This window comes from uncultured Psychroserpens sp., from assembly GCF_947503375.1.
Taxonomy (GTDB): domain Bacteria; phylum Bacteroidota; class Bacteroidia; order Flavobacteriales; family Flavobacteriaceae; genus Psychroserpens.
In genome coordinates, this window is sequence record NZ_CANNDQ010000002.1 from 520349 (window position 1) to 536293 (window position 15945).

The 15945-nt window shown below is 31.6% G+C and carries 18 protein-coding genes; 11 read left to right on the forward strand and 7 right to left on the reverse strand.

Annotated elements, in window-relative coordinates; all coding sequences use genetic code 11:
* Position 1 precedes the first annotated feature (1 nt).
* The 8 genes from htpG to Q0876_RS05770 all read left to right on the forward strand — a co-directional run bounded on the left by htpG (position 2) and on the right by Q0876_RS05770 (position 7438).
* A complete protein-coding gene (htpG, locus tag Q0876_RS05735; protein ID WP_299225022.1) occupies positions 2-1915 on the forward strand; it encodes a molecular chaperone HtpG in 1914 nt (637 codons plus the stop codon).
* A 171-nt stretch (positions 1916-2086) separates the two neighbouring features.
* Complete coding sequence (locus tag Q0876_RS05740; RefSeq protein ID WP_299225024.1) at positions 2087-2671, forward strand: Crp/Fnr family transcriptional regulator; 585 nt, start codon at positions 2087-2089, stop codon at positions 2669-2671.
* A gap of 247 nt (positions 2672-2918) precedes the next feature.
* A complete protein-coding gene (locus tag Q0876_RS05745; RefSeq protein ID WP_299225026.1) occupies positions 2919-3296 on the forward strand; it encodes a VOC family protein in 378 nt (125 codons plus the stop codon).
* Positions 3297-3354: 58 nt separating this feature from the next.
* Complete coding sequence (locus tag Q0876_RS05750) at positions 3355-4047, forward strand: YafY family protein (RefSeq protein WP_299225027.1); 693 nt, start codon at positions 3355-3357, stop codon at positions 4045-4047.
* Positions 4048-4082: 35 nt separating this feature from the next.
* On the forward strand, positions 4083-5738 hold the full coding sequence (locus Q0876_RS05755) for a serine hydrolase (RefSeq protein WP_299225029.1): 1656 nt from the start codon (positions 4083-4085) through the stop codon (positions 5736-5738).
* A 140-nt stretch (positions 5739-5878) separates the two neighbouring features.
* Positions 5879-6685, forward strand: a complete 807-nt coding sequence (locus Q0876_RS05760) for a hypothetical protein (protein WP_299225031.1) — start codon at positions 5879-5881, stop codon at positions 6683-6685.
* 10 nt (positions 6686-6695) lie between these two features.
* The gene (locus tag Q0876_RS05765; protein WP_299225033.1) at positions 6696-7160 is read left to right on the forward strand and encodes a DinB family protein; all 465 of its coding nucleotides are present in this window, start codon (positions 6696-6698) and stop codon (positions 7158-7160) included.
* 14 nt (positions 7161-7174) lie between these two features.
* Positions 7175-7438, forward strand: a complete 264-nt coding sequence (locus Q0876_RS05770) for a hypothetical protein (RefSeq protein ID WP_299225035.1) — start codon at positions 7175-7177, stop codon at positions 7436-7438.
* A gap of 234 nt (positions 7439-7672) precedes the next feature.
* Here Q0876_RS05770 and Q0876_RS05775 read toward each other — a convergent pair whose 3' ends face one another.
* Positions 7673-8341: a uracil-DNA glycosylase family protein gene (locus Q0876_RS05775; protein WP_299225037.1), complete on the reverse strand. Its 669-nt coding sequence runs from the start codon at positions 8339-8341 to the stop codon at positions 7673-7675.
* A complete protein-coding gene (locus Q0876_RS05780; protein WP_299225039.1) occupies positions 8342-8935 on the reverse strand; it encodes a hypothetical protein in 594 nt (197 codons plus the stop codon).
* A 214-nt stretch (positions 8936-9149) separates the two neighbouring features.
* On the opposite strand from Q0876_RS05780, the gene Q0876_RS05785 reads away from it, so the two are divergent.
* Positions 9150-9275 carry a 30S ribosomal protein THX gene (locus tag Q0876_RS05785; RefSeq protein WP_299225041.1) on the forward strand — a complete coding sequence of 42 codons (126 nt, stop codon included), beginning with the start codon at positions 9150-9152 and terminating at the stop codon, positions 9273-9275.
* 1 nt (position 9276) lies between these two features.
* Here Q0876_RS05785 and yaaA read toward each other — a convergent pair whose 3' ends face one another.
* The 3 genes from yaaA to Q0876_RS05800 all read right to left on the reverse strand — a co-directional run bounded on the left by yaaA (position 9277) and on the right by Q0876_RS05800 (position 11721).
* Positions 9277-10035, reverse strand: a complete 759-nt coding sequence (gene yaaA / locus Q0876_RS05790) for a peroxide stress protein YaaA (RefSeq protein ID WP_299225043.1) — start codon at positions 10033-10035, stop codon at positions 9277-9279.
* A 101-nt stretch (positions 10036-10136) separates the two neighbouring features.
* The gene (locus Q0876_RS05795; RefSeq protein ID WP_299225045.1) at positions 10137-11171 is read right to left on the reverse strand and encodes an RluA family pseudouridine synthase; all 1035 of its coding nucleotides are present in this window, start codon (positions 11169-11171) and stop codon (positions 10137-10139) included.
* 1 nt (position 11172) lies between these two features.
* Positions 11173-11721: a PASTA domain-containing protein gene (locus Q0876_RS05800; protein WP_299225047.1), complete on the reverse strand. Its 549-nt coding sequence runs from the start codon at positions 11719-11721 to the stop codon at positions 11173-11175.
* A gap of 149 nt (positions 11722-11870) precedes the next feature.
* On the opposite strand from Q0876_RS05800, the gene Q0876_RS05805 reads away from it, so the two are divergent.
* Together Q0876_RS05805 and coaD are read left to right on the forward strand one after the other, a co-directional pair.
* Entirely contained in the window at positions 11871-12845 is a 975-nt protein-coding gene (locus Q0876_RS05805; protein ID WP_299225049.1) for a D-alanine--D-alanine ligase, read from the forward strand.
* Positions 12846-12886: 41 nt separating this feature from the next.
* Positions 12887-13342 carry a pantetheine-phosphate adenylyltransferase gene (gene coaD / locus Q0876_RS05810; RefSeq protein ID WP_299225051.1) on the forward strand — a complete coding sequence of 152 codons (456 nt, stop codon included), beginning with the start codon at positions 12887-12889 and terminating at the stop codon, positions 13340-13342.
* Here the strand turns inward: coaD and Q0876_RS05815 are convergent.
* Together Q0876_RS05815 and Q0876_RS05820 are read right to left on the reverse strand one after the other, a co-directional pair.
* Entirely contained in the window at positions 13335-13985 is a 651-nt protein-coding gene (locus Q0876_RS05815) for a response regulator transcription factor (RefSeq protein ID WP_299225053.1), read from the reverse strand. The two genes, coaD and Q0876_RS05815, sit on opposite strands and share 8 nt — an antisense overlap.
* A gap of 69 nt (positions 13986-14054) precedes the next feature.
* Positions 14055-15935: a sensor histidine kinase gene (locus Q0876_RS05820; RefSeq protein WP_299225055.1), complete on the reverse strand. Its 1881-nt coding sequence runs from the start codon at positions 15933-15935 to the stop codon at positions 14055-14057.
* Positions 15936-15945: the final 10 nt, after the last annotated feature.

The window sequence follows — 15945 nt, forward strand, 5'->3', positions numbered from 1 at the left end:
CATGACAAAAGGAAATATTAATGTTTCTGTAGAAAACATCTTCCCTTTAATCAAAAAATTTTTATACAGCGATCACGAGATCTTTTTACGTGAGCTAATCAGTAATGCTACTGATGCAACACTTAAACTAAAACACTTAACAAATATTGGCGATGCTAAAGTAGAATATGGTCATCCAAAAATTGAAGTTAAAATTGATAAAGAAGGTAAAAAACTTCATATTATTGATCAAGGTTTAGGTATGACCGCCGAAGAGGTAGAAAAATATATTAACCAGGTTGCTTTTTCGGGTGCTGAAGAATTCTTAGATAAGTACAAAGACTCTGCTAAAGATTCTGGAATTATTGGTCATTTCGGACTTGGTTTTTATTCAGCATTCATGGTTGCAGATAAAGTAGAGATTATTACCAAATCTTATCAAGATGCACCTGCTGCACATTGGACATGTGATGGCTCTCCAGAATTTACGCTAGAAAAAGCTGATAGAACAGAAAGAGGTACAGAAATTATTCTTCACATAGCTGAAGACTCAACAGAGTTCTTAGAAGAAGCTAAAATTCGTGAGCTATTGTTAAAGTACAACAAATTTATGCCTATTCCGATTAAATTCGGAACCAAAGAAATTAACGACCCTAACTTTACTCCAAAAACAACTACTGATGCTGAAGGTAAAGAAACCACTGAGCCTCATAAACAAATCACAGTAGATAACATTATCAATAATCCTGATCCTGCTTGGACAAAGCAACCTACTGATTTAGAGGACGAAGATTACAAAAATTTCTACAGAGAGCTGTATCCAATGCAGTTTGAAGAACCTCTTTTCAACATACATTTAAATGTAGATTATCCATTCAACTTAACAGGTATCTTATATTTCCCTAAGATGACCAACGATTTGAATATCCAAAAAGATAGAATTCAATTGTATCAAAATCAGGTATTCGTAACAGATAATGTTGAAGGCATCGTACCTGAGTTCTTAACCATGCTAAGAGGTGTTATAGATTCTCCAGATATTCCATTAAATGTATCTCGTAGTTACTTGCAAGCAGATGGTGCGGTAAAAAAGATCTCATCATACATTACACGCAAGGTGGCAGATAAATTAAAATCGCTTTTCAATACTAATCGCGAAGATTTTGAAAAGAAATGGGATGACATCAAAATTGTTATTGAATATGGTATGCTTTCAGAAGAAAAATTCTTTGAAAAAGCAGATGCTTTTGCATTGTATCCTACGGTTGATGGTAAATTCTATACGTATGAGGAATTATACAACAAGATTAAGGCCAAGCAAACAGATAAAGATGATAAATTGGTTATTCTTTATGCTTCAGACAAAGATGCACAGCACAGTTACATTGAGACTGCTAAAGCAAAAGATTATGAAGTATTACTATTAGATTCTCCAATAGTGTCTCACTTGATACAAAAATTAGAAACAACTAAAGAGAATGTTTCTTTTGCTCGTGTAGATGGTGATCATATTGATAACTTGATTAAGAAAGATGATACTTCAATTTCAAAATTATCTGAAGAAGAAAAAACACAATTAGACGAATTATTGAAAGAAATTGTGCCTTCAGAAAAATTTATGATACAATTAGAGGCGATGGATAGTGATGCCTCTCCATTTATTATTACACAGCCAGAATTTATGCGTCGTATGAAAGAGATGCAACAAACTGGCGGTGGAAGCGGAATGTTTGGTATGGGCAATATGCCAGAAATGTACAATCTAGTAGTGAATACCAATTCGCAATTAGTTAATGACATACTAAATACAAAAACCAAAAAGAAGCAAGAACGTTTGGTAAACCAAAGTTTAGATCTGGCACGCTTATCTCAAGGTCTATTAAAAGGTGAAGAGTTAACTAACTTCATTAAGCGTAGCTATGATATGATCAAGTAGTTGACACGCTGATAAATCAGCATCCTACATATATGCAAACCACTTTGTTAATACAAGGTGGTTTTTTCTTATGTAGAGAAACCGATTAACTAATTTATCGCAATCCTATCGACTCTAATAGGCTAATTTGATTGATTTACGTATCTTAATGTAATCAATCAAAGGTGAAACATGCGCACCGACAATTCTAAAATAAAAGAAATCTTCAAAGATCTTTCTTTTTCAAATGAAGAGATAAAGATCATTGAATCCGTATTCTTTAAAACTACCTATAAAAAAGGAACCATAATACTAAGTGCTGGTGATATCGTAGATAAACAATATTACATTTTAGAAGGTTGTTTACGATCATATCACATTGATGCTCACGGAAAAGAACACACTGTTCAATTTGGTGTTAAAGATTGGTGGATAAGTGATTATACTGCTTTTTTTTCTACCTCAAAAGCCATTATGAATATTGAAGTACTTCAAAATGCAGTTTTATACAAACTTTCCAAAGAGCATAAAGAGTATTTATATGCACAAATTCCTCGAATCGAAACATTTTTTAGAATAAAATTAGAGAGAGCTTTTGCTGCTTTCCAAAAACGAATTTTAGCCAATATATCTCAAACCGCAACAGAGCGCTACCTCAATTTTATAAATACCTATCCGACGCTTCAAAAAAGCATTAAAAATTATCACATTGCATCTTACTTAGGCATTACTACAGAAAGTTTAAGTAGAATTAGAAAAGAATTATCCCTTAATTGAAATTTCTTAACATACATCAATTTTTTAAAGGCTTGATAGTCATAAATTTGCACATCCTCATAAAGATAATTGACCTTTGTAATCCCTAATGATTAATAGCTAAAAAAGCACAAGTATTTAACTTGTGCTTTTTTTTTATTCTCAATCCCCATCATCACTAGTTTAAAATTTAAAACCACCCTTGACATCCTATGACACAAGCGTAAATATCTTTGCATTAAGTTTAACAATTAAATCAATTTAAAAAATGAGAAATGCAGTGAACTGGTTTGAAATCCCAGTTAAAGATTACAACAGAGCCAAACAATTTTACACTACAGTTATGGGAACTAAAATTACAGATCTACCTATGCCTGAACAAAACATGAAGTATGGGACTTTTGCTTATGATGAGGATAATAATGGTGTTGGAGGTGCTATAGTAGAAGGTGATGGTCAAGTCCCTACAAATAACGGCACAACTATTTATTTAAATGGTGGTGAAGATTTGAATTTAGCATTAGAAAAAGTTGAACCTTTAGGTGGTAAAATCATTATGCCTAAAACAGACATAGGACAATTTGGCTTTATAGCTCAATTTATAGATACTGAAGGAAACAAAGTTGCTCTTCATTCTATAATGTAAGTAACAATCAAAAAATCAAGATAGTGAATTACTATGCTGGTTCACTATCTTTGTTATTATGTCTCAACTCTCTAGACTTATATCCATATTAACCTTGTTAAAATCTAAGCGATTGCTAACTGCTTACGAGTTAGCTGAAAAGTTCGATGTTAGTGTAAGAACGATATATAGAGATATAAGAAAGCTTGAACAAGCTGGCATCCCAGTAACCACCATCGAAGGTCGTGGGTATTCATTGATGGATGGTTATACCGTAGCTCCTGTTCAATTTACTGAAAAACAAGCCAATGCTTTAATTACTGCACAACATTTAGTCAATCAAACCAATGACACATCTTTTGTTACTGATTTTGAAGAAGCTCTCATCAAAATAAAATCTGTTTTTAGAACTTCAATTCAAGAAAAAAGCGAGCTATTAAATAGTAAGATTTTTGTGTTTGACATGAATCATGAAGATATATCAAGTAATGCATTATCTGAAATTCAATTAGCCATCACTAATTTTTACTACATAGAAATAAATTATCGTAAAGTCAATGATTCTGAAACTTCATTCAGAAAAATTGAACCTTATGCCTTATACTCTACTCAGCGTAAATGGATACTTATTGCTTGGTGCCATTTACGTAATGATTATCGCGCATTTCGAATTGATCGAATTCAACATTTCAAAATATCATCTGAGACTTTTAATGATAGAAAATTCAATCTGCAAACCTATTTTCAAACCTGCCCATATAATGATAAATAATTCATTAACTTTAATAAATAATAAAACTTATTTGTATGTCAGTTAATCAACTTCTATTAAAATATGTAGTGCTAAGTATTTTTGCCTTTTTTTCAATCTCTAGTATTGGTCAAACTCTAGAAACTGAAATAGACTCTTACATTGGTGACATTTATAATTCTGAAACACCAAGTCTATCTATTCTAGTTGCAAAAGATGGTAAAGCCATATACAGTAAGGCATTTGGCATGGCCAATTTAGAATTAGATGTTGCTGCTCGGCCAAACAGTGTTTATGAAATTGGCTCAATAACAAAACAATTTACAGCCGTAGCTATTTTAATGTTAGAAGAACAAGGCCAACTAAAAATCACTGATGACATTTCCAAATACATTCCAGATTATCCTACAAATGGAAAGAGTATAACTATACATCAGCTATTAAACCATACCTCAGGTATAAAGAGCTATACCAATATGCCTAGTTTTTTTAGTCAAGCTAGAACAGATATGACACCAGTTGAACTGATAGGTGTTTTTAAAAATGAACCTGTAGAATTTGATCCTGGATCAGATTTTAATTATAATAATTCAGGTTACATCCTTTTAGGTCATATAATAGAAGTGGTTAGCCAACAAAGCTATGCAGACTTTATAAAGACACGTATTTTTGATAAACTTGGAATGGCAAATTCTTACTATGGAAGCATGACAAAAATGATTCCTAATCGTGCCAGTGGTTATTCTAAAGAAGATTCAGGATACAGAAACGCAGATTATTTAAGCCTCACATTACCATATGCTGCTGGATCACTAATGTCTACAACTGCAGATCTTTTAATATGGCAAAATGCCATATCTAACAACACATTGATTAAAAGGAGCTCTTTAGAAAAAGCAATTAACGGCTCTACATTAAACTCTGGCGAATACATTCCATATGGTTACGGATGGATTAAAGGAGATGTAAATGGCTCTACTACTGCAGAGCATTCTGGAGGAATTTTTGGCTACTCTACTAATGGTATATTTCTACCTGAAGAAAATGTATATGTAATTGGACTCACAAATTGTGATTGTGGTAATGTTGGAGGTATAACGACCAATATTGCTGCCATGGCTATAGGCAAACCATTTCCAAAGAAAGAAGATGCTATTGCTTTGAGTGAAAGTGAGCTTAGAAAATGGGTTGGTGCTTACGAATATGAAGGCGGTGTAATTAGGCATATTACAATTAAAGACAAACAACTCTTTAGCCAGAGAGAAGGCAGCACTAACCTAGAAATTTATCCTATGACTGCTACAAGTTTCATATTTGATGGCGGAGATACAGCTTATACTTTTTATACTGAAAATGGTAATCGTATGGTGAAAATGACAATAAATGGTAATACTATTGTTGGTAAAGGTATAGACAAAGCACCTCCAGCCATGCGAAAAGAAATCACATTAACACCTGAGGTTCTCAAAGAATATATAGGTAAATATGAAATTCAACCCTCGTTTCATATCACTATTAGTGTTAGAGACGGACGTCTTTATGGTCTTGCTACTGGACAAGGTGAAGTAGAACTTTTTGCAAGTGAAAAAGATAATTTTTTCTTAAAAGTTGTTCCTGCTGAAATCACCTTTAATCGTTCAACTGATGGCAAGATAGAAAGTTTAACTCTAAACCAAGGCGGACAACAAATGCCAGGAAAAAAAATAGAATAGGAATACTTTAAGACTACTAAAAATAAGCATATTGAAATTGATTTGCATCACCAAAACACATAAAAGAATCTTAACATAATAGCTTGTATTTTTCCCAAGCGCGATAGCTCTTTATTACTCATCAAAACTAGTTAATTTACATGAAACGATTAGAATTATTTGAATTTGAAGATTTTAATTGGTTACCCATTTTCATACGTTCTGGTATCACAAAGCTTATTATCGTACTTCATCGCTTTATAGGAACATCTGAGGTAATAACAAATCTTATTATTGAAATTCAAAAGAAAAGTCATTTTAATCAAATTATTGATCTGGGTTCTGGAGCTGGAGGTCCGATGCTGGATGTAATTCAACGTTTACAATCAAAGCATACTAACTTAGAATTAATTTTAACCGATCTGTATCCAAATCAAACCATTGTTAAAACCATTAATAATAAAAAACTTGCGCATGTAACTTACAGTAAAACGGCTTTAGATGCAACTAATGTTAATGAAGTGTCTCAAGGACTTAAAACCATGATTGCAAGCTTTCATCATATGAAACCAAATATTGCTAAAAAAATTCTTAAATCTGCTCAAGACAGTAACTCTCCTATTTTGATTTATGAAATTGCCAAAAATACCATTCCAACTTTAATTTGGTGGCTTTTACTCCCAATATCGCTATTGATTTTAATGGTCATGAGCTTAGTGATGACGTTGTTTGTTAAACCACTGTCTCTTGCACAAATCGTATCTACCTATCTTATCCCAATAATACCAATTATTTACGCATGGGATGGTCAAGCATCGCTAATGCGAACCTATACATTTAAAGATGTTAAAACATTACTTCCTGAAAAGGATGAAAAAAATTATGAATGGATTATCGCTGATGCTCAAAAACTTAATGGAAAAAAATTAGGTTATTGTATTATGGGTTATCCAAAAATGAATACCTAACCAACACGCTATGAAAAACTCTAATCAAATTACCAATCGATTTAAAGAGGTCTTTTTAAATGGTACTTGGATTGCAAACACAAACTATAAAACAATTTTAAGTGATATTACATGGCAACAAGCCACTCAAAAAATAGAGCCATTAAATACCATAGCCTTGCTAACATTTCACATTAACTATTACCTAGAAGGTGTCCTAAACGTCTTTAAAGGTGGTACATTAGACATTAAAGACAAGTATAGTTTTGATTGTCCAGAAATCACTTCTGAAACCGATTGGAATAATCTTCGTTATGCCTTAACTCATAACGCAGAAGTATTTTCTAAATACATTAAACTAATGTCAGATAATGAGTTAGATACCATTTTTGTTGACGAGAAATATGGAACTTACCGAAGAAATATTGAAGGCCTTATTGAGCACAGTTATTACCATTTAGGACAGATAGCATTAATCAAAAAAATGATTAAATAACTTCATTCATCTCAATGAGTGCTTTAAAAATACATACTAGTGCAGAGTTTGAGCGTACTTTCAATAATTATCCTGTAGATGTAAAGCCTAAGCTAATAGAACTTCGAAAATTGATTATTGAAACAGCTAAATCAATAAAAGATATTACCGTAATTGAAGAGACACTAAAGTGGAATAAACCAAGTTTTATTAGCAAAATCGGAAGCACCATTAGAATAGATTGGAAAGAACAATCACCAAATCAATATGCCATTTTCAATGCACAAGTAGACTGGTAGAAACGTTTAGATCACTTTTTAAAAACGCTTTACAATTTGAAGGAAAAAGAGCTATCGTGTTTCAAATAAATACTGAACTCCCAAAAGAAGAGTTGCGTTATTGTATCATTTCGGCATTAAGGTATCACAAAGTAAAACACTTACCTACATTAGGTATTTAAAATTAAATCCAAACGAAAATTTTAGAATAGTATGCAACTTGATATTGAATCATAATACGTTATACCTAGTGAATTAAAAAAACGCACGATACTGTAACACTCTAAAATCAAACGTATTGAACTTTGGATTCTTTGCCTTTAATTGCTTATATAAAGGTAATCTACTTATTGAAATATTAGCAGCACCAGAACCTGATGTCAATGACACCGTTTTAATTAGACGCCTTTTTTTACTATCGGATGGCCACTCAAATTGATGAATTCGGGGCACCTCATTAGACACTACTTTCAACTTTAGTCCATAAGATTTAATATGTCTTCGGAAAAAATATTCGGGTCCATTTTTACTATTTCCACCTGTAAATAATATTGTGTCTATTTTTGGGAAATCTTCAAGATAATTTAGAAGATTTCTAAGCTTAATATTTTTCATCCCTAAGTCTGAAGCATCAATTTTATCACGCTCAGCACTTTCAACAATATCACAAACACCTATTTTGTGTGTTATCAAGAATTCTTTTCGTTCTTCAATAGCAGCTTGCGAATTGTCGTATCTCAAATTTAAATTATGAATCTTGTCAATAAATAACCAAAGTGAATTGTAATAACTTCCATAGCAAAAATCAACATCTTTCTCGAGTAAATTACCTGTTGTGAAGCGTGGTGGTGGTAAAGTACCAACAATTAATTTTGTAGTATCTTCTTTTATAAAAGGTTCGTATGGATGTTTATGAAAAAACAACTAAAAATCAGTTTTAAGTTTCTCAATTTCTATAATCGTTTGTTTGTATAGCTTTCTATTCATTTTAGTCATATTCTGAGTCTCATCAAAAACTTCATTTAACAATGTTTTTGCTGCTTCAGTTTTATCATGACGAATTAAGAAATTGATATAAGCTAAACGTTCAGTATAATTTGAATATGGCAGATCTAGTTGTTTTAATTGCTTTTCGGCCTCTATTATATCACCTGTTTTTTCAAGTGACAATCCATATAAGAATTGTACTTTCGATCTTTTAAATTCTATATGATTAATTACTTGTTTTGAATAGTCAATGACACGATCATAATTTTCATTTTTGTAATAACAACTAATTATTTGTTCGATAACATGAAAATCATTTTGAAATGTAGAATCTAAGGCACTCAAATATTGCTTTAATGCATTATTATAGTCTTGAATTTCAAAATAAGCATCAGCTAACTTAATTCTATTCTCATAGGTTTCTGAAAATTGTAATTTTTGTTCTAAATCGCGAACTTTCTTTGTTGGATTGATTATGTTCGTTAGGTTTTCTTGTAACATCTTTGCATCTCTTTTCTTATATACGTGCATTATTAAATAAACACTACATCCAATGATTGGCAAGAAAATAATGGCAAAAACCCAATAATAACTGTTGTGGTTTTTCAATACATGATAAATACAAAATATTTGAAAGGCGACTATAAGGTAATAATACATGTTTTGAACTAGAAATTAAATCATAAAAATACTAAAGTAAATTTTAAAATGTATATATTAACTGTTCACCATTCAATAACAAATCATGGGAAAAGGAGACAAAAAAACCAAAAGAGGAAAAATTAATAGAGGTACTTTTGGAGCAAGACGACCACGCATAAAAAAACGCCCTAAAACTGAAGATAAGATCAACCCAAATAAAAAAGGCTAATCTATCTCGTAAACACTAACTCAGTATCTGTTGAGAGTGGTTGACTAAAGCCATAGCCTTCATAGTTGAATGCCTTTAAACCCTCAACGGTATTGATATCATTATCAATTACATAACGTGCCATGTAACCTCTGGCCAACTTTGCAAAGGTCATAATTGTTTTATATTCGCCGTTTTTTAAATCTTTAAAATTAGCAGTTATTACTGGTACTTTTAATAATTTGGGGTTTACAGCCTTAAAATATTCGTTACTTGCCAAGTTTAAAAACAATTCATCTTCATTAAGCTCGTCATTAAGTGCATTTGTAATTTTTTTTCTCCAAAATTCATAGAGATTTTTGTTCTTCCCTACGGGAAATTTTGTTCCCATTTCTAAACGGTATGGCTGGATTAGATCTAATGGTCTTAATATTCCATAAAGACCAGAAATGATTCTTACCTTATCTTGAAGTATATCTAACTTACTAATATCAATCTTATAGGCCTCTAAACCTCTATACACATCTCCACTGAAAGCATAAATGGCTGGTCTAGAATTTTCTTTAGTGAATGGTAATGCCCATTCTTGATTACGCTGGTAGTTCAACTGACCAAGATTATCAGAAATACTCATTAACTTTGATAAGCTTTTTGCCGATTTCTTCTTCAATAACTTATTCAAGCGCTCAGACTCTGACAAAAATTGTGGTTCAGAAGCTTTGCTCGTTGGTAATTTACTTTCAAAATCAAGTGATTTTGCTGGAGACAGTACTAATTTCATAAAACATAACTTTACTCAAAGTTACAATTACCTTTACTAAAATTCAAGGTTAGATTTTTATAATTTCAATACTGCAATAAATAGAATGAATACTTATACTACTAATCTTGGTGTTTAACATAATTACGCCATTTTTCAATACATTCATACATGTCTTCTGGTATAGGCGAATCAAAACTCATGGCTTTACCTGTAGTTGGATGTATAAATCCCAATGTTTTTGCGTGTAGTGCTTGCCTTGGTAAGATCTTAAAACAATTTTCAACAAACTGTTTGTATTTGGTAAATGTTGTTCCTTTCAAAATACGTTCACCTCCATAACGTTCGTCATTAAAGAGTGTGTGTCCAATATGTTTCATATGTACACGTATTTGATGTGTACGACCTGTTTCTAGCTTACAGGAAACTAAAGTCACATAACCTAGACGCTCCATTACTTTATAATGTGTTACTGCAGGTTTTCCTTTATCTTTATCATCTCCCTCAAATACGGTGTTTTGTAATCTGTTCTTTGGATGACGCCCTATATGACCTTCAACCTTGCCTTTATCTTCATCAATATTTCCCCATACCAATGCTATATATTCTCGCTCACTAGTTTTATCAAAAAACTGTTTTGAGAGATGCGTCATGGCTTTTTCGGTTTTGGCGATAACCAACAAACCACTCGTGTCTTTATCGATTCGGTGTACAAGACCTGGCCGTTCACTACTATTATTTGGTAAATTTTCAAAATGATATATCAATGCGTTGATAAGGGTTCCCGAATAGTTTCCATGTCCTGGATGCACAACCATTCCAGCTGGTTTATTAACCACTAAAAGTTGATCATCTTCATAAACTATATTTAAAGGTATATTCTCAGGCGTAAGTAAATATTCATATGGAGGATGTTCTAAAAGAACTCTAATTTTATCAAATGGTTTGACTTTGTAATTTTGTTTTACTGGTATATCGTTCACAAAAATACTCCCATCTTTTGCTGCTGCCTGAATTTTATTTCTAGTTGCATTTTCAATACGATTCATCAAGTATTTATCAATACGTAAAGGTGCTTGTCCTTTATCGGCAACAAAAGAATGATGTTCAAATAACTCATCGTCATTTGGTTCAGTAAAGGTGTCTGCAGTGGTCATTTTAGTTTCCGTTTCCTAAAATCAAATCTATTTTAGAAGTTAAAGGCAACATATCTCCAGCGTTAATAGTTTTTCCTTTATTACTTATAGATATAACTTGATCTTTTCCAATATCATCAACATAACTTATGCTTCCCACCTCAAAGCCAAGTGCTTCTAATGTTGGCTTTGCTTGTCTATAGGTTCGTCTCACAATATCTGGTACTGCTACTTTTCTGTAACCAGAAGGGTTTAAAATTAAATAAACTTTACGGTCTTCTTTAACTTGACTACCTGCCAAAGGATATTGCTCTATGACCGAATACTTTGGATATTTAGGATTAAAGTTAGCTGAGTCTTGAATTTCCATAACCAGACTATTGTCTTTCAATTCTATTTTAACAGTTTCAACAGTCTTTCCTTTAAGGTCAGGAACAGTAACAAATTCACCATGATTAGTGGTGCTTTTGAGCCATTGCATCATTAAAAACCCAAGAACTAATAAGGCTACGATTGCTAAAGCTAATTGCTTTAAAAATATTTTACTTCTTATAAATTTTATAAAACTCATTTACTAATTTTATATGTTGACAAATATATAAAAACGAAAGGGTTTTTACTTATGGGTTTATTTGTATTTTAGCTTAACTGATAATTCTTAAGTTTTATTATAACTTCAGGTTGTTAATTAATACAACACCTGTTTTGTAAAAAATTTATATGAAAAAAAATATCGCCATCATTATGGGAGGCTATTCAAGCGAGTATGACATCTCCTTGAAAAGTGGTCAAGTCGTTTATGAAACACTCGATAAAAACAAGTACAATGCATATCGCATACACATTTTTAAGCGTAAGTGGGTTTTTGTAAATGATTTTGACGAAGAATTTCCAATAGATAAAAATGATTTCTCTGTTCTAGTCAACGAAACCAAAATTACATTTGATTGTGTATTTAATGCCATACATGGCTCGCCTGGAGAAGATGGTTTTATGCAAGGTTATTTTGAACTTTTAGAGCTTCCGCATACAAGTTGCAGTATGTATCAAGCCGCATTAACCTTTAATAAACGTGATTGTTTAAGTGCATTAAAACCCTATGGAATAAAAACTGCCGAGTCTTTCTTTGTGAATCTTGGAGATCAAGTTGATGAGGATGAAGTTATAAAAAAAGTTGGGCTACCATGTTTTGTAAAAGCAAATAGAGCAGGCAGTAGTTTTGGCATAACTAAAGTTTATGAAAAAGAAGATATTCATAATGCTTTAGATGTAGCTTTTAAAGAAGATGACGAAGTTATTATTGAGTCATATTTAGATGGCACTGAGGTGTCGGTTGGTGTCATTACCTACAATGGTAAAATTACGGTATTACCTATTACAGAAATCGTAAGTAACAATGATTTTTTTGATTACAAAGCCAAATATTTAGGTGAGTCTCAAGAAATAACTCCAGCAAGACTTGATGAAGCTCAAGCAAAAAGAGTGCGTGTAATAGCTAAAAAAATATACAGAGTCTTGCGTTTAACCGGTTTTAGTAGAAGTGAATTCATCTTTAAAGATGGTGAGCCTCATTTATTAGAGGTGAATACTGTTCCTGGTCTCACAAAAGCTAGTATTTTACCTCAGCAAGCTGCTGAAGCTGGAATTAGCTTAAGTGCATTATTTGAAAATGCCATTATTGAAGCGCTCAAATAATTTATAATTATCTTTGATTGTTATTAGTTACAAAATAATCTATGAAACGTGCAATATTTCCTGGGTCTTTTGACCCTATCACTTTAGGTCATTATGATATTATAAGGCGAAGTGTAAAGCTTTTTGATGAAGTCATTGTTGCTATTGGTATCAATTCAGATAAGACCTATATGTTCTCGCTTGGAGAACGGCAACGTTTTATAGAAGACGCTTTTAAAGATGAACCAAAAATAAAAGTTGTTACCTATAAAGGTCTTACTGTAGACTTTTGTAAAGAAAATAATGTTCCATTTATACTAAGAGGGTTACGTAATCCTGCAGATTTTGAATTTGAAAAAGCTATAGCACACACCAATAGAGATCTAGCTCCTATTGAAACCGTTTTTTTATTAACTGCTGCGAGTACATCCTATATTTCATCATCAATTGTAAGAGATGTCATCAGAAACAATGGCGATTATACTAAGTTGGTTCCTATGAGTGTAAGAATTAAATAAGATTATTCTTTTTCGCTTTTTGCACTGCTTCAAGTTTATTATGTACTTGTAATTTACGGTAGATATTTTCAATGTGCTTTCTAACAGTACCTTTAGAAAGAATTAGATTTTCTGAGATTTGCACATAATTGAGCCCTTTACTTAAATGCTCTAAAACTTCAGTTTCTCTATTGGTAAGCTTTATATCTTCTTTATCTTTAGCATTGTCAATACTCATTGGGTTTCGTAATAATTTAAGTGTTTTTAATGCTATAGAAGGATTCATTGCTGCGCCTCCATTTAAGGTGTCTTTAATTCCATCATGAAGATCTTTGGCATTGATCTCTTTTAACAAATAGCCATCAGCTCCGGCTTTTATTGCATTGAAAATATTTTCATCGTTATCAAAAACAGTCAACATGATAATTTTTATGTGTGGATACTTTTGCTTTACGATTTCTGTTGCTTCAATACCATTAAGCACTGGCATTTCAATATCCATTAAGATCAAATCAAGATTATGATTACTTTCTAGCTGATTTAACAGATCTGAACCATTCATTGCTGTAAACTTTATATTAAAATCTTCAAAAAAAGATAATTTTTCAGTAACTGCTTTAATTAGAAACGTATTATCGTCAACAATGGCAATTTTGGTTTTCATAAGGTTAATTTTCAGAATAAAAAGTTACAATTTTATATAAAGAAAACTATACGACATATGCCGTAATTTTTATTGAACTTTAATTTTTAAGTTTACAGATGTTCCTTGTCCTCTAGTAGAATTTATATCGAGATAAGCAGCAATGTCTTGTGCACGTTTCTTCATATTATGGATCCCGTTACCCATTGAAGTGGTTTCTAAATCAAATCCTTTCCCATCATCTTCTACAATAATACTAATCAATTCATCAATACAATTGAAGTGCACTTTAATGTGATTAGCATCTGAATACTTTATAGCGTTGTTGATTGCTTCTTGAATAATCCGATAAATATTCATGCCTTGTAAAGAGGTCAATTTATAGTTTTCAACCTCAGGCGCGTTTGAGTTAAATTCATACTTAAATTGGTTAGTGGCTACATTAGCTTTATCAATAAAATTTGAAATTCGAGATTGTAAATCTTCAATTGTAATTTCACTTTTATTCATTGCCCAAATGGTATCTCTTAAATCGTAAATAGTTGTTGTTGTAAATTCACTGATACTTTTGAGTTTATCAGACAGTTTTTCAGGTAGTTTAAATCCGTATTTCAAATTATCTAGTGAGGAAATTATAAAGGTCAATTGTGCTCCAATATTATCATGTAAATCTCTTGAGATTCTAAGTCGTTGTTCTTGAAGTCTATTTTGAGTTTCAATTTTAAGCAACGCATCTTTGAGCTCATTCTCTTTTTTTAATTGTCTGTTTTTTAATTTTTGCTGACTATAAAATAGATAACCTAACAAAGTCAATACAACGGCTAAAACAGCTAAGCCTAAAAGTTGAGTGTTCTTTTCATTCAACTCTAATTCTTGTTCTGCTATATCGGCTCGTTGTGACAAAATCTCTTTTTCTTTCTTTTCAGTTTGGTACTCAATTTCTAACTCAGCAATTTTTTCGTTTGTTTTAATATTTAATAAGCTATCCCTAAAGGTTACAAGTTCTTTAAAATAGTCTAATGCCTTTTTATTATCTTTTTTAGCTTCGTAATATTGAGAATAGTTATGCAAAGCAGATTCAATATCGACCGCGATTTTAGATTTCTTAGCAAAATACATGGCACTATCTATGTAAGTCTTAGTATTATCAAGACGATTAACCTCTATTAAAACATTGGCTAAATTGTTATAACTTGCAGATATCCCTGCCATGTCTCCTATAGATTTTTCAATGGCTAATGATTTTCTAAAATACACTAATGCTGAATCAATCTCACTTAAATAATAGTAAACAGCACCAATATTATTAATAGATTCTGCCATACCTTTTTGGTCATTAAGGGCTTTCTCTATGTTTAATGAATATTTAAAATAGTCAAGTGCCTTTTCTAAATCACCTTCATTCGCATAAATGATTGCAATATTATTATATACTTCTGATATTCCTTTTTTATTATCAAGGCTTTCAAAGATTTCTTTAGCTTTAAGATGATATTCGATAGCTTTATCTTTTATATCATTATAACTATAAACCAATCCAATACTGTTAAACGTTGTTGCTATCTCACTTTTTAATTGTTTTGCTTGATAGATATCCAAAGCTTTTAAGTAATTGATTAATGCGTCATCGTATTTTGCCAAATTTCTATTAATGATGCCTATATTATTATATGCTGATGCTTTTATTAAGGAATCATTGGTTTGCAGCGCTTCAGTGGATAATTTCATTGCGCTTTCAAAATTTCCTAAATCTCTATATACGATACCTAAGTTGTTTTTTGATCTAGCGATTTGAAAACTGTCGCTGTTGTCAATAGAAATTTGAAGTGCTTTTTCTAGAATCTGAATGGCTTTTTGAGGATTTTTCTTATACAAAGCCATTGCCGAATCATTTAATTTTAATGGTTTTCCTTGTGCATTTACAAATGAATGTGTTACAATAATTAGCAACACAAAAACAAAATGTTTCATGGTTTTATTT

Excerpts from the sequence above, each read along its gene's own strand:
- htpG (WP_299225022.1), top strand. The coding sequence starts at position 2 with ATGACAAAAGGAAATATTAATGTTTCTGTAGAAAACATCTTCCCTTTA.
- Q0876_RS05740 (WP_299225024.1), top strand. The coding sequence starts at position 2,087 with ATGCGCACCGACAATTCTAAAATAAAAGAAATCTTCAAAGATCTTTCT.
- Q0876_RS05745 (WP_299225026.1), top strand. The coding sequence starts at position 2,919 with ATGAGAAATGCAGTGAACTGGTTTGAAATCCCAGTTAAAGATTACAAC.
- Q0876_RS05750 (WP_299225027.1), top strand. The coding sequence starts at position 3,355 with ATGTCTCAACTCTCTAGACTTATATCCATATTAACCTTGTTAAAATCT.
- Q0876_RS05755 (WP_299225029.1), top strand. The coding sequence starts at position 4,083 with ATGTCAGTTAATCAACTTCTATTAAAATATGTAGTGCTAAGTATTTTT.
- Q0876_RS05760 (WP_299225031.1), top strand. The coding sequence starts at position 5,879 with ATGAAACGATTAGAATTATTTGAATTTGAAGATTTTAATTGGTTACCC.
- Q0876_RS05765 (WP_299225033.1), top strand. The coding sequence starts at position 6,696 with ATGAAAAACTCTAATCAAATTACCAATCGATTTAAAGAGGTCTTTTTA.
- Q0876_RS05770 (WP_299225035.1), top strand. The coding sequence starts at position 7,175 with ATGAGTGCTTTAAAAATACATACTAGTGCAGAGTTTGAGCGTACTTTC.
- Q0876_RS05780 (WP_299225039.1), bottom strand. The coding sequence starts at position 8,935 with ATGCACGTATATAAGAAAAGAGATGCAAAGATGTTACAAGAAAACCTA.
- Q0876_RS05785 (WP_299225041.1), top strand. The coding sequence starts at position 9,150 with ATGGGAAAAGGAGACAAAAAAACCAAAAGAGGAAAAATTAATAGAGGT.
- yaaA (WP_299225043.1), bottom strand. The coding sequence starts at position 10,035 with ATGAAATTAGTACTGTCTCCAGCAAAATCACTTGATTTTGAAAGTAAA.
- Q0876_RS05795 (WP_299225045.1), bottom strand. The coding sequence starts at position 11,171 with ATGACCACTGCAGACACCTTTACTGAACCAAATGACGATGAGTTATTT.
- Q0876_RS05800 (WP_299225047.1), bottom strand. The coding sequence starts at position 11,721 with ATGAGTTTTATAAAATTTATAAGAAGTAAAATATTTTTAAAGCAATTA.
- Q0876_RS05805 (WP_299225049.1), top strand. The coding sequence starts at position 11,871 with ATGAAAAAAAATATCGCCATCATTATGGGAGGCTATTCAAGCGAGTAT.
- coaD (WP_299225051.1), top strand. The coding sequence starts at position 12,887 with ATGAAACGTGCAATATTTCCTGGGTCTTTTGACCCTATCACTTTAGGT.
- Q0876_RS05815 (WP_299225053.1), bottom strand. The coding sequence starts at position 13,985 with ATGAAAACCAAAATTGCCATTGTTGACGATAATACGTTTCTAATTAAA.
- Q0876_RS05820 (WP_299225055.1), bottom strand. The coding sequence starts at position 15,935 with ATGAAACATTTTGTTTTTGTGTTGCTAATTATTGTAACACATTCATTT.